The organism is Streptomyces sp. Ru72, assembly GCF_002920635.1.
In the GTDB taxonomy this organism is placed as follows: Bacteria; Actinomycetota; Actinomycetes; order Streptomycetales; family Streptomycetaceae; genus Streptomyces.
Genome location: NZ_PQSR01000153.1, coordinates 1 through 13,652 on the forward strand (window position 1 = coordinate 1; position 13,652 = coordinate 13,652).

The 13,652-nt window shown below is 70.9% G+C and carries 10 protein-coding genes and 1 pseudogene; 7 read left to right on the forward strand and 4 right to left on the reverse strand.

Translation table 11 applies throughout. The annotated features are described in order from the left end of the window. The 3 genes from C3488_RS37010 to C3488_RS37020 all read left to right on the forward strand — a co-directional run. Nucleotides 1–568: dihydrodipicolinate synthase family protein (locus tag C3488_RS37010; RefSeq protein ID WP_146068007.1), on the forward strand; the 568-nt coding region annotated here is incomplete at its 5' end. A gap of 15 nt (nucleotides 569–583) precedes the next feature. Continuing rightward, nucleotides 584–1,585: a proline racemase family protein gene (locus tag C3488_RS37015; protein WP_103845245.1), complete on the forward strand. Its 1,002-nt coding sequence runs from the start codon at nucleotides 584–586 to the stop codon at nucleotides 1,583–1,585. A gap of 91 nt (nucleotides 1,586–1,676) precedes the next feature. Next, nucleotides 1,677–2,393: a GntR family transcriptional regulator gene (locus tag C3488_RS37020; RefSeq protein ID WP_103845246.1), complete on the forward strand. Its 717-nt coding sequence runs from the start codon at nucleotides 1,677–1,679 to the stop codon at nucleotides 2,391–2,393. Nucleotides 2,394–2,403: 10 nt separating this feature from the next. Here the strand turns inward: C3488_RS37020 and C3488_RS37025 are convergent. Both C3488_RS37025 and C3488_RS37030 read right to left on the reverse strand, forming a co-directional pair. Then, nucleotides 2,404–3,276 (reverse strand): annotated as a pseudogene (locus C3488_RS37025) (beta-galactosidase); the annotation flags it as partial. 300 nt (nucleotides 3,277–3,576) lie between these two features. Then, complete coding sequence (locus C3488_RS37030; RefSeq protein WP_181139350.1) at nucleotides 3,577–4,212, reverse strand: TetR/AcrR family transcriptional regulator; 636 nt, start codon at nucleotides 4,210–4,212, stop codon at nucleotides 3,577–3,579. A gap of 83 nt (nucleotides 4,213–4,295) precedes the next feature. Here C3488_RS37030 and C3488_RS37035 point away from each other — a divergent pair, with 83 nt between their 5' ends. Then, nucleotides 4,296–5,798 (forward strand): FAD-dependent monooxygenase, encoded by a 1,503-nt coding sequence (locus C3488_RS37035; RefSeq protein WP_258053881.1) that lies wholly within the window; start codon nucleotides 4,296–4,298, stop codon nucleotides 5,796–5,798. Between the two features lie 35 nt (nucleotides 5,799–5,833). Here the strand turns inward: C3488_RS37035 and C3488_RS37040 are convergent, their stop codons facing one another. Further along, on the reverse strand, nucleotides 5,834–6,877 hold the full coding sequence (locus C3488_RS37040; protein WP_258053882.1) for a PP2C family protein-serine/threonine phosphatase: 1,044 nt from the start codon (nucleotides 6,875–6,877) through the stop codon (nucleotides 5,834–5,836). A 477-nt stretch (nucleotides 6,878–7,354) separates the two neighbouring features. Here C3488_RS37040 and C3488_RS37045 point away from each other — a divergent pair, with 477 nt between their 5' ends. Next, a complete protein-coding gene (locus tag C3488_RS37045; protein WP_146068008.1) occupies nucleotides 7,355–8,719 on the forward strand; it encodes a hypothetical protein in 1,365 nt (454 codons plus the stop codon). Nucleotides 8,720–8,988: 269 nt separating this feature from the next. Here the strand turns inward: C3488_RS37045 and C3488_RS37050 are convergent, their stop codons facing one another. Further along, nucleotides 8,989–10,221, reverse strand: coding sequence for a cytochrome P450 (locus C3488_RS37050; RefSeq protein ID WP_103845250.1), 1,233 nt, complete (start codon nucleotides 10,219–10,221; stop codon nucleotides 8,989–8,991). Between the two features lie 135 nt (nucleotides 10,222–10,356). Here C3488_RS37050 and C3488_RS37055 point away from each other — a divergent pair, with 135 nt between their 5' ends. Then, nucleotides 10,357–11,589, forward strand: coding sequence for an FAD-dependent oxidoreductase (locus C3488_RS37055; protein ID WP_103845251.1), 1,233 nt, complete (start codon nucleotides 10,357–10,359; stop codon nucleotides 11,587–11,589). Between the two features lie 588 nt (nucleotides 11,590–12,177). Next, nucleotides 12,178–13,652 (forward strand): alpha-L-fucosidase (locus C3488_RS37060; RefSeq protein ID WP_258053883.1); only part of this gene is annotated, 1,475 nt, incomplete at its 3' end.

Below are 13,652 nucleotides of genomic sequence, written 5' to 3' on the forward strand. Positions count from 1 at the left end.
GCCGAACGCCTACCGTGCCGACGAGCGGTCCGTGCTCGCCCACTACGAGGAGGTGGCGAAGGCCGGGCTGCCGGTGGTGGCGTACAACAATCCCGTCGACACCAAGGTCGACCTCGTCCCCGAGTTGCTCGCCAAGCTGCACGGCGAGGGGTTCGTCCACGCGGTCAAGGAGTTCTCGGGCGACCCCCGCCGCGCCTACCGCCTCGCTGAACTCGCCCCGGAGCTGGACCTGTTGATCGGTGCCGACGACGTCCTGCTGGAGCTCGCGGTCGCCGGCGCCAAGGGGTGGGTGGCCGGATACCCCAACGCCCTCCCCCGCGCCTCGGTGCAGTTGTACCGTGCTGCGGTCGCGGGCGACCTCGACACCGCGCTGCCGTTGTACCGGCAGTTGCACCCGCTGCTGCGCTGGGACTCCCGCGTGGAGTTCGTGCAGGCGATCAAGCTGTCGATGGACGTCGTCGGCCGGTACGGCGGTCCCGTGCGCCCGCCGCGCATGCCGCTGTCGGCGGAGCAGGAGGCCGCCGTGCGCGCCGCCACGGAGAAGGCCGTCGCGGCAGGGCTCGCGTAGAGGGGGAGGCCGGTCATGCGCAGCAAACTCGTCCTGCACGCCGTCGACTCCCACACCGAGGGCATGCCCACCCGGGTGATCACCGGCGGTGTCGGCACCATCCCCGGCGCGACCATGAACGAGCGGCGCCTGTGGTTCCGTGAACACCGCGACGACGTCAAGCAGTTGCTGATGAACGAGCCGCGCGGGCACGCGGCGATGAGCGGCGCGATCCTCCAGCCGCCCACCCGTCCCGACTGCGACTGGGGCGTCGTCTACATCGAGGTCTCCGGCTATCTGCCGATGTGCGGACACGGCACGATCGGGGTGGCGACCGTTCTGGTCGAGACGGGCATGGTGGAGGTCGTCGAGCCGGTGACCACCATCCGGCTGGACACCCCGGCGGGTCTCGTCGTCGCCGAGGTCGCGGTCGAGGGCGGCGCGGCAAGGGCCGTCACCCTCAGGAACGTGCCGTCCTTCTGCGTGGGCCTCGACCGCAAGGCCACCCTGCCCGACGGGCGCACGGTGACCTACGACCTCGCGTACGGGGGCAACTTCTACGCGATCCTGCCGTTGGCGGAGTTCGGGCTGCCGTTCGACCGAGCCCGCAAGGACGACATCCTCGCGGCCGGGCTCGCGCTGATGGAGGCGATCAACGCCGAGGAGGAGCCCGTCCACCCCGAGGACCCGACGATCCGCGGCTGCCACCACGTCCACCTGTACGCGCCGGGAGCAACCGCCCGGCTGTCCCGGCACGCGATGGTCATCCACCCGGGCTGGTTCGACCGCTCCCCGTGCGGTACGGGTACCAGCGCGCGCATGGCCCAGCTGCACGCGCGCCGCGAACTTCCCCTGCACACCGAGTTCGTGAACGAGTCCTTCATCGGGACGCGGTTCGCGGGGCGCCTGCTCGGGACCACGGAGGTCGCCGGCCGCCCCGCGGTGCTGCCCAGCTTCACCGGGCGGGCGTGGGTGACCGGCACGGCACAGTACCTTCTGGACCCGGAGGACCCGTTCCCGGCGGGGTTCGTGCTGTAGTCGCCTGCCGCGGGCGCCCGGTACGGGAACGCCGGAGCACTGGAACACTGGTGCCGCGTGACATTGCACCCTTCGAGGAGACAGAAACACCATGGCCGCCCCGCGCCCCAGCTCGCCCTCCCCCGCTCCCGCCCTGCCCACGCTCGGCGGCAAGAAGAGCAGTTACCGCGAGCGGGTCGCCGACGCCCTGCGGGCCGCGCTGATCGCGGGCGAACTGCGCCCCGGCGAGGTGTACTCCGCGCCGACGCTCGCCGCCCGCTTCGGCGTCTCGGCGACCCCGGTGCGCGAGGCCATGCTCGACCTGGTCAAGGAGGGCCTGGTCGACACCGTCCCCAACAAGGGCTTCCGCGTCACGGAGGTGTCCGAGAAGCAGCTCGACGAATACACCCACATCCGCTCCCTCATCGAGATCCCGACCACCGTGGCGCTGGCCCGGACGGCCGACGGCGTCTCGCTGGAGGCCCTGCGTCCGGCCGCCCGGGAGATCGTCACCGCCGCGGCGGCCGGGGACCTCATCGCCTACGTCGAGGCCGACACCCGCTTCCATCTCGGCCTGCTGGCCCTCGCCGGCAACGCGCACCTCGTCGAGGTGGTCGGTGACCTGCGCAAGCGGTCGCGTCTGTACGGGCTGACCGCGCTCGTCGAGGCCGGCCGGCTGCTCGCCTCCGCCCAGGAGCACCTCGAACTCCTCGATGCCCTGCTCGAACGGGACGAGGACGCCGTACGGGCGGTGATGACCCGTCACATCGGCCATGTCCGCGGGCTGTGGTCGGCCCACGGCCGAGACTGTGACCGAGCGCGCGACTGACCACGCCCCCGTGATCGGCGTAGGCGGTACCGGGGGCCGAGGACGAGGTGGCCGCCCGCGTGGGCGTAGGCGGCGAGCCAGTCGATCGTCTCGTCGTGGGTGAGGTACAGAGCGGGGACCACGAGCATCGGGTGGCGTCGCGCGGCCGCCTCGGGCGGCATGCCCGGCCGTTCGCCGCGCAGGTCGTGCAGTTGGCGGGCGTGGACGATCCGCACCTGACGGCGCGCGTCGAAGGCGCCGCGGTAGCAGGGGTCGAAGATGCGGTGGTAGGCGACGGGTCGGGTTCGCCGTCGGCGGTGGCGAGGGGTGGGTGCCTCTGGATCAGCCACTTGCCGGGCGTCGAGTAGACGATCGTGATGTCGGCGCCCGGCTCGATCCCGGCCCCGAGCGGACCGGCCTTGTCGAAATCGGCTCCCAGCCGCGCCACTTCCGCATACGTGCGGCCGGGTCGCCCGCTGTGCGGCAGGACACCGCCCCAGTACGTCTCGGCGCCGAAGCGCAGGGTCTGCCACTGCCAGTACTCGATCATCCGCGCGCCGCGCGTCACGTGTGCCCACGCGGCCTGCCGCCACTGGCCGTCGTAGGCGGGCCGGTTGTCCCAGGCGAAGCCGATCGGGCCCGCGTTGGTCTCGGTGACCAGGAACGGCTCCTGGCGTGAGGAGAACATCCAGTCGGCGGTCTGGTACATCGCCCACACGCCGGTGGTCTTGCAGATCTGCTCGTGGTCGTCGGATGTCGGGTCGGGCAGCAGCAGCCCGTCCTGCATGTCGTGGTACGGGTTGCCGGAGGCGATGTCGAGCGGGTCGGTCAGCTCGTCGTCCTCGACTCCTCGGCGGGTGCAGGAGATGCCGGTGGTGACGAACTGGCCGGGGCGGGCGTACTCGCCTGGCAACCGCGTGGCCGACCTGCTCCGGACCGCCGTCGCGCGCAATCCCGGGCCGGGTGCACCGCCACACGGCCAGTGGTGCACGGGCGCCGGCCGCGACTCACGCGGACCACTCCGACGCCTACGGGATCCCCCGAGCAGGGTTGCTCCAGGACCGGGTGGACGCCGACGGACTGAGCTTGCCCGGACCGACACACGGCGGATCGCCGCGTGGACGGTCCGCGACCACGCCTGCCGCGTCCACGGACTGCCCCGCTGAAATTCACCGCTGCCGGGCATCACTGATATGGGGCACTGCTACGGGGTCAGGTGCCGCAATCCGTTCTCCAGCAGCGCGAACGCGTGTTCGGCGTCAGCCACCGCGCCCGCATAGCGCTCGTCGGCCGGCTCCCCGTACGCCAGGCGTTCGGCGTTGTCCTGGGCCAGCGCCCAGTGGACCGCGACGATCTGGACGGCAGCCAGCCGCGCCGTGAGTTCCGGGGTCTCCGCCGTCTCCCGCAATGCCTCAGCGAGTGCGCGTTCGGCGCCGGTCTTGAACCGTTCCATCCGGGCCACCAGCGAGGGCGCGTCCAGGATCATCCGGAGGAGCCTGCGCACCTCGGGATGGTCGTTGAGCCCGGTGAACGGGTCCCGCTCGCGCAGCCCCCTGAGGAAATTCTCGCGCACTGCGGTCAGCGGGCCGGTGCCGGGCCGGCGGGCCCGTACGACGCGGGCGATCTCGGTCTCGTGGTCGGCGAGACGGTGCACCACGAGGTCCTCCTTCGCCGGGAAGTAGGCGAAGAGCGTGCGTTTGGACACCTCGGCGACCTCGGCCACCTGGGCCACCGAGACCTGATTGAAGCCGTGCTCGAGGAACAGCGTGATCGCCGCCTCGGAGATCGCCGCGCGGGTCCGCTGCTTCTTCCGTTCCCGTAGTCCTGGCTTGTCGTCCACGACGCCCACGGTAGCAGAATTCTGCACTCAGAGGATATCTGCACCTGGTATACATATAGCCCGAGACGAGAGAACGAGGGCGAGTGACGGTGTTGACGGAGCGCACGACCGAGGTCGTCATCGCGGGCGCCGGCCCGACCGGGCTGATGCTGGCCTACGAACTGGCTCTTGCCGGGGTCGAGACGCTGGTGCTGGAGAAGCTGCACCAGCGCATCCAGCAGGTGAAAGGCGGCGCGATCCAGCCCCGGACCGCTGAGTTGCTGGAGTCGCGGGGGCTTCTGGAGCCTCTGCTGAAGCGGGCCATGCCGCGCAATCCGGTGGGTGGGCGTTTCGCGCTCCTGCCCGTGCCCTTGGACGGCACCCCGTGGCGCACCAGGCATCCCCTCCCGATCGCCATCCCTCAGTGGGAGATCGAGGAAGTGCTCGAAGAGCGGGCGACCGCCGCCGGCGCGCGGGTCGTGCGCGGCACTGCCGTGACAGGGGTCGAGTCGGACGACGACGGTGTGGTCGTGACGGCGGGCGATGTGCAGGTGCGGGCCCGATACCTGGCGGCGTGCGACGGCGCCCACAGCACCGTGCGGAAACTGCTCGGGCTACCGTTTCCGGGCAGGCCGGGGACGCAGCAGGCCGTGTTGGCCGACATCCGCCTGTCCACCGCGTCGTCGCTGGTGCCGCAGCAGATGGAGCCCATGGCCGGCCTCACCCGCCAGGCGGGCGGCTACTGGGCCATGCTGGTCCCTCTCGGTGGCGATCGGTACCGACTCACCTTCGGGCGCGGGGACCGGGCGGACGCCCCCCGCGACACCGCCGTCACCCTGGAGGAGATCGCCACCGCGCTGCATGCCGTGTACGGGGATGAGACCACCCTCGGTGCCGTGGAGAACGCATCCCGGTTCGGCGACGCCGCTCGGCAACTGGAGCACTACCGCGCAGGCCCGGTCCTGTTCGCGGGCGACGCCGCCCACATCCACCCGCCGCTAGGCGGCCAGGGCCTGAACCTCGGCATACAGGACGCGTTCAACCTCGGTTGGAAACTGGCCGCGGCCGTCCAGGACCGGGCGCCGAGCGGCCTCCTGGACAGCTACCACACCGAACGGCATCCGGTCGGGGCCCAGGTCCTGCACCACACGTCGGCGCAGCGGGTGCTGGCAGATCCGAACCCGAGCGAGGACGTGGCCGCACTGCGTGACATCTTCATCGACCTGCTGCGCCTGCCCGACACCAACCGCCACATCACGGGACTGATATCCGGCCTCTCACTGCGCTACGAGCTGCCCGGCAAGCATCCGCTCACCGGACAGCGGATGCCGGACGCCGACCTGGTCACCGAGGCCGGCTCCACCCGGCTGTCCACGCTGTTCGGCTCGGGGCACGCCGTCCTGCTCGATCTGGCCGGAGCCGTCCCGGTCGACTTCCCGCTTCCGCCACGGGTCGACCTCGTCCGCGCCACCTGCACCGACGACCTGGGCGCCGCCGCCCTGCTCATCCGCCCCGACGGCTACGTGTGCTGGGCCGCGGACAGCTCCGCGGCCGGCGACGATTCGCTGCTCACCGCCATCACCGGCCACTTCGCGAAGGCGCACTGAGCCGGGCGCACACCCCGGCCTGAGCGCACTCGCCCTTACGCGGAGCCGTCCAGAGCCGGGGTCTGCCGGCGGCGCACAGCGAGGGCCGCGATGTCGTCGTCGAGCCGTCCGCCGCTGTAGTGGAGCAGGTCCTGATGGAGCCGGTCCAGCAGCTGGCGGGGTGGCGTCGGGCCGTGCTGCCGCATCCACTCCGGCAACGGGAAGAACGTGCCGGTGCGATCCCGGGTCTCCGTGACGCCGTCGGTGTAGAGCAGCATCTGGTCACCTGAGCCGAAGGCGATGGTGTCGACGTAGTAGTGGTTGCCGAGGAGCGTCGCGAGGTTGAGGGGTGGCGAGGGGAGACTGGGTTCGACGATGTGGATCTCCCCGTGCCGCACCAGCACCGGTGGCGGGTGCCCGCAGTTGAGGATTCTGGCGTGCCCGCTGTCGTGACGGATCTCGGCGATGAGAGCGGTGGCGAAGTGCTCCGGCCGGTCCTGGGAGGGGGTAGCGGCGCTGTACCGGGCCAGACTGATCTCCAGGCGATGGATGATCCCCATCAGGTCGGGCTGGTCGTACGCGTTCTCCCGGAAGCAGTTGATCACCGCGGAGGCCGCGCCCACCGCCGACAGCCCCTTGCCCCGCACGTCGCCGATGAGCAGCCGGACCCCGTACGGCGTGTCGACCGCCTCGTAGAAGTCGCCTCCGATCCGCGCCTGCTCCTGGGCAGCCAGATACAGCGACTCGATATCGACGTGCTGGATGCGGTGCGGCAGCGGGCGCAGCAGCACCTTCTGGGCCGCGTCGGCGACGAGCCGGATCTGGAAGAGCGCCTCTTCCCGCTGAAGTCTGAGGTGGCTCGCATACGCGGCCGCCAACGTGACCGCGACGATCGCGGCAGCCGTGTACGGCGTCCCCAGATCGGAGTAGACGAAGCTGAGCCCGATCATCACCAGCAGGCAGAACGCCCCCAGCAGGACCGTCGGGAGCACGGGCCACATCGCGGCGGCGAGCGCCGGCGCCGCGGGCAGGAGGCGGCTGAAGGCGATCTGCCTCGGAGTGGCGAACGCCAGACTGGCGACGAGGACGGTGAGGATCACCGGTGACAGCAGTACGGTGTCCCGCCGGCCACCGTACGGAGGGCGGCGGCGCCGAAACCGTCCTGACCTGATCACAAAGTGCATCCTATCGGGGCGAAGCAGACATCGAGCCGCGTTGGGCACGCGGTCGATCAGCCGCATCGCATCCTGTGCCGCGGCCCGCGGCGCCCGTCCGGTGAACGGCCCCTGTGCCCGTCGTCCGGCGCTCCGCCCGCCTTCGGGACGACGCCCCGCCGCCGGGCATTCCATACGCTCGGCGTGTCGTCGAAGTGACGCGCTGCAAGCCGGGCCGGCGACCAACCCGGGCACAGAAGGCGACCGCGCCGACGCTCGGGCTTGATTCCTTCGCGCACCGCTGCCAGGCTCCGAACCCGGGCCGGATGTGGATCTCGGGGACCGTGCGGCTTTTGCCCTCGGCCCCCTCGACCGCCTCGGGCCCCGGACGAACAGGACCCGACAGCGACTCAGTGAGTGACCGTGACGACCGACAACGACGAGTGGACTCCACAACGTTCCGCGGCCCGGATGCGGACGACTCCCTCGCCGGCGCCGACGGTCGTCGGGCAGTTCCGGCCGCACGCGGCCGTATGGACGGCCGTGGCGGGCATCGCACTGTTCGCGCTGGTCGGCGCGAGCGCGCCGAACCACAACACGCTCAGGGCGCCGATCACCTGGCTGCGGTTGCCCGCCATGCCCGGCGCCGTGTCCGCGGCGGTCACCTACGCGGCCATCGTACTGTCGTGCCTGGGGACGCTCGGCCTTCTCCGCGCGCACGGGCGGGGCTGGAGACCGCACCCACGGATCCTGTTCGGCGCCGGCGCACTCGCCGTGCTCGTCGTCGCCAACCTCACCCCGGTCGGCTCCTCCGACATGGCCAGTTACGCCGCGTACGGCCGAATCGCCGCGCTCGGCGCTGATCCGTACGTGACGACCCCCGCCCAACTGGGCGGGACGTACGCCCATCTGGTGAGCGAGGGGTGGCGGTACACCCCGTCCGTGTACGGGCCGGTCGCAACGTGGTGGCAGGCCGCTGGGGCGTTCGTCGGCGGTGACCGGCCGTGGCTGACGATATGGGCGCTGATGCTCGCCAACGCAGCCGCGTTCCTGGGCACCGGCTATCTGCTGATCCGGACGGCCGACGATCCGGTCCGGGCCGCACTGCTGTGGATCGCCAACCCGCTCCTGATCGGCGTGCTGGTGGCGGGCGGGCACCTGGACACCATCATCGCGTGCCTGACCGTCTGCGCGATCCACTTCGTCCGCAGGGCCACCCGATGGCACCACGACCTGATCGTCGGGGGGCTGGTCGGCCTGGCCTGCGGTGTCAAGATAAGTGCCGCCCTGCTCGGCGTCGGCCTGGCCTGGCCGTTACTGCGTGCAGGCGCCTGGCGGCAGGCCGCCCGGCTGACGTTCGCGGCCACGCTGACGCTCGCCCTCCTCTACAGCGCGTACGGTGTGCACGCCCTCGCCCCGCTCTCCGACGCCTCCCAACTGGTCTCCACACCGTCGTTGTGGGCCGTGTTCGAGAAGTTCGGCGCCTGGTTGCTGGGCCCTCGTGGGGCCGCGACCGCCACCGGTGTCCTGTGGCCCGTCGTGATGCTCGCGCTGGCCTGGGCACTGCACCGCCGCGTCCCGGCGGACGCTCCCGCCGTTGCCGCCCTGCCCTTCGCGCTCACCTTCGCCTGGGTGCTCGCGGCACCGTGGACCATGCCCTGGTACACGGCTGTCGCCTGGGCATCGGCGGCCTTGTTCCGCCAAGGCCGCCTCACCCGGTACCTCGTCGTGACCACGGCGCTCCTGGCCCTGTCCCACAACAGCGGCGGTCACGGCTGGACCCTGTGAGCCGGTGGGCTGTCGCGCACCGCCCCCGACGCGGGAGTCCGCCTCAGGGTGCCGCTGCGACCGTCAGTCGCCGCCCCGTTCCGGTCCTGCCGGTACGGGACGGGGCGGGTTCCGCGAGGGACGGAACCTCTTCCGGAGCCCGGCATCCCTCGCCTCGGTCACCCACGCGGCCACCTGCTGGAGCACATCCCCACCGCGGTCCAGCAACGGTTCGTCCGTCCCGGGGCCGCGGCGGAGCACTGAACGGGTCCCCCGATGCGCCTACGTGATCATCGGGCGCCGGTGGAACCGGGCGTGAACGTCACGGGCAGGCGCTCGGGGCCGCGCAGGCCGCCCGGCCGCCACCGAAGCTCGCCTGGCGGCACGGCCAGGGCAAGACCGGGAAGGCGGCGCAGGGCGGTTCCGATGGCGATCTGGCCCTCCAACCGTGCGAGCGGGGCGCCCAGGCAGTAGTGGATGCCGTGTCCGAACGCGAGGTGGGCGTTGTCGCGACGGGTGATGTCCAGGCGATCGGCGTCCGGGAACCGCGCCGGATCGCGGTCGGCGATGGCGGAGGCCACCAGCACGGTGGCGCCGCGGGGGATCGTCACGCCCGCGATCTCGACGTCCTCCCGAGCGAAACGGGCGATGCCGGGGTTGACCGGTCCGTCGTAGCGCAGGAACTCCTCGATCGCGTCCGGCAGCAGCGCCGGATCGTCCCGCAGCAGTTGAAGCTGGTCCGGGTGGGCGAGCAGTGCGGCGATGCCGCCGCCGATGAGGTTGACCGTGGTGATGTATCCGGCCACCAGCAGCAGGAACGCCATGGCGATCAGCTCGTCCTCGTCCAGCCGCTGCTCCTCGTCACGCGCGGTGATCAGAGCGCTGAGCAGGTCGTCCTCGGCGCTCGCACGCTTGGCCTCCAGAAGCTTGGTCAGGTACGCGCGCATCTGCTGCCAGGCTCCGTCGACCACGGCAGGGTCCGGCGGCTCGGGCCCCCGGAGGATCATGTCGTCGGTCCACCGCTGGAAGTCGTAGCGGTGCGTCGTGGGCACGCCCAGCAGTTCGCTGATCACGGTGACGGGAAGCGGCAGCGCGAAGTCGGCGACGAGGTCCGCGTGGCCTTGCCGCACGATCGCGTCGAGCAACGCGTCGGTGATGGCCTGGACGCGGGGCCGCAGCTCGGCCACCCGGCGCGCGGTGAACGCCTTCGAGACCAGCCGGCGCAGGCGGGTGTGGTCGGGCGGGTCCGCCCGGAGCATGTTGCGCAGCATGGACTCGCGCTCCGTCGCGGGCAGCTGCTGCAGGAGCCGGGGGTCCGACGCGTCGCGGACGTCGCTGCTCAGCCGCGGGTCGGAGAGCGCGGCGAGGCCGTCCTCGTAGCGCGTGACCAGCCAGGCTTCCAGGCCGCCGGCGATGACCGCGCGCCGCACCGGGCCCTGCTCACGCAGCTGCCGGTAGAACGGGAACGGGTTTGCCACGAAGGCCGGGTCGGCATAGGGAAGGAGGATCGGCTGCTCGCTCATCGTGGTCTCCCGAAGTGCGTCGAAGTGCTTCACAGAACGGCTGGGGTGGCCACGGACTGTGTGGCGGGTTCGGCAGGCTTTGAAGATATATGTCCCAGTATGGTGAGGTTGCGTTCACGCCGAAGAGGGGACGTGATGGAGCGGACCACGTGCTGTGTGGTGGGCGGCGGCCCCGCCGGAATGGTCCTCGCCCTGCTGCTGGCCCGGTCCGGCGTGGAGGTCGCCGTCCTGGAGAAGCACGGCGACTTCCTGCGCGACTTCCGCGGCGACACCGTGCATCCCTCGACCCTGGCCCTGCTGGACGAGCTGGGGCTCGCCGAGCGGTTCGCCCGTCTGCCGCAACGGCGGGTGACGACCGTTCAGTTGCCGATCGGCCGGGACCGTTCACTGGTCACCGTCGGAGACATCGGCGCGCTGAGGGGTCCGTACAACTACATCGCCATGGTGCCGCAGTGGGACCTGCTCGACCTCCTGGCGGACGAGGCCCGACGGGAGCCGTCCTTCTCCCTGCGGATGAACACCGAGGTGACGTCCTTCCTGGTGGAGCGCGGAAGGGTCACGGGGGTGCGATACCGCACGTCCGACGGCCGTATCGGTGAACTGCGGGCCACCCTCACCGTCGCCTGCGACGGCCGGGGCTCGCCGGCCAGGGAACTGCCCGAACTGCGGCTGCGGCAGTTCCCCTGCCCCATGGACGCCTGGTGGTTCCGGCTGCCGCGGGAGCAGGACGACCCGCACGGGCTCGTGGGAGGCGTCGGCGACCGGTTTCTCGCGGCCATGATCGACCGTGGGGAGTACTGGCAGTGCGCCGTGCTGATTCCCAAGGGATCCGATGGCCGGCGCCGTGCGGCCGGCCTGGAGCGGTTCACGGCCGACTTCACGGCCGCCGTCCCCTGGCTCGCCGACCGTGTGCACACGTTGCGGTCATGGGACCAGGTGAAGCTGCTCGACGTACGCCTGGACCGCCTCAGGCGCTGGCACCGCCCGGGCCTGCTGTGCATCGGCGACGCGGCGCACGCGATGTCGCCGGTCTTCGGCATCGGCATCAACCTGGCCGTGGAGGACGCCGTGGCCGCCGCGCGGCACCTCGTCGAGCCACTGCGCGCGGGCACGGTGGGCCTGCGCGACGTACGCGCCGTGCAGCGCCGCCGCCTGCCCACCACGGCCGCGACCCAGGCGTTGCAGCGGACCGCCCATGCCCGGGTCGTCGAACCGCTGCTGGCGGGCCGTCCGCCCTTCGGCAACCCGGGGCGGGCACAGCGCATGGCCGACCTGCTCACCACCTCGCGGTGGCTGAAACGGGTGCCGGCGTACTTCCTCGCCTACGGCGCCGTACGCGAGCGGCCGCCTGCGGCGGCGGTTCGCTGAGGGACGGTCCGCCGGTCGGCGTAGGTGGTGCAGGTCCACAGCTCGATCGGTGTGCCGTTGGCCCAGGTCTCCGGGTGCGTCGACCGGTGAACCGAGACGCATTCGGTCACGGAGGCGGCCTGCGCGGGCGCACCGGTGGGGGGTCCGCCGCCGTCCGCGCACTGCGCATACGCCTGCGAGGCGTCCAGGAATGTCAGATGGTGTGAGTTTTCGTTGGAGCACGACAGAGGACGCCATGAACCCGGTCAACGCTTGGACCGAGATCCACCTTGAAGCGGAGACCGTTGACACATCCCATCAATCCTCCCCCATGAACGAGCACGCGATTTCGGCCATTCATCGAATGTCCCTGAAACACAAAGAAACTTGGTCACACCTCTGGACAATCACCCTCTCGTTCGCCGTTAATCCATCCGATGTCTTCAGGTGTGCGCAGGGAAGCAGGGACCCGTCGTGTGGTCGGCCCCGGTCGACCGAGCTCCACCGTCGACTGCCCCGAGGTCACCCGTGCCATTGCGCGCCGACCAGAAGCGAACAGGAGGAACCACGTTGCCCGGACCCCTCTCACGCCGTTCGGTTATCACCGGCATGGCGGCCATGACGGCGGCCGCCGCAGTGGGAACCGTCGCGGTGGGGACGCCCGCGTACGCCGCGACGGCCGCTCCGCTGCCGCTCCCTCCCCTGCGGATCCCGCAGACCGACATGGGCGTCCAGCAACAGCCCGACTCCAAGATCCAGTGGCTGCAGGACGCCAAGCTGGGCATGTTCATCCACTGGGGGGTGTACTCCGGGCCGGCCAAGGGCGAATGGTGGATGCACAATGCGCCCATCACGCCGGCGGACTACCAGAAGTACGTCACCGACGCCACCAGCGAGCAGTTCACCGCGGATGCCTACGACCCGGCGGCCTGGGCGCAGTTGGCGAAGGACTTCGGAGCGAAGTACGTGACCCTGACGACACGTCACCACGACGGTTACGCACTGTGGCCGCTGAACCACCCGGGCAGCTGGAACTCCGGACAGGCCCCGTTGAACCGGGACTTCGTGAAGGACTACGTCGCGGCGGTGCGGACGGCCGGGCTGAAGGTGGGCCTGTACTACTCGCCGATCGACTGGCGCTACCCCGGCTACTACGACGTGTACGGCACCAACTGCGCGCCCAGCCCCTGGAACTACACCACCGATCCCGCGCACAAGGAGAACGCGCGGATCATGAAGACCGAGGTGTACGAGTCCATCAAGGAACTGGTCACCCAGTACGGCGTCATCGACGACCTGTGGTGGGACGGCGGCTGGATCGCGGAACAGGGCACCGACGCCGACGGCGCGTTCTTCTGGGAACCCGGCCAGTACCGCGATCCGAACAACCAGTGGCCGGTGGACTCCGCCTACGGCGAGACAGACGCGGCCGGCAAGCCACTCGGACTGATGGGCATGGTGCGCAAGCACCAGCCCGACATCGTCGCCACCTCGCGCTCCGGCTGGATGGGCGACTACGCCAGCGACGAGGGCGGCTCCGTCCCCTCCGGAGCCGTCCGCACCGGCAAGCTCGTCGAGAAGGTCTTCACGGTAGGCAGCAGTTGGGGCTACAACTCCGACGGCAAGGTGATGAGCTACAGCACCGCGATGAACATCCTGGTCAACTGCTGGGTGCGGAACATGACCGCGATGGTCAACGTCGGCCCGGACCGCCACGGCACCGTGCCCTCCGGCCAGGCGAGCCTCTTGCGGCAGATCGGCACCTTCATGGCCGCCTGCGGCCAGTCGATCTACGGGACCCGCGGCGGCCCGTGGAATCCGGTCGACGGCCAGTACGGCTTCACCTACAAGGACAACACCTTCTACGTCCACCTGCTGCCCGGCTACAGCGGCACCACCTTCACCACCCCGCCGATCGGCGACGCCCAGGTCACCCGCGTCTTCGACGTGCGCTCCGGCAGCACCCTCTCCTACACCGCCGGCGCCGACGGCCGGCTCACCGTCACCGGCATCGACCGCACGACCCACCCGCAGGACAGCGTCGTCGGCGTCACCCTGGACCGCTCCGTGCAGCCCACCGACAT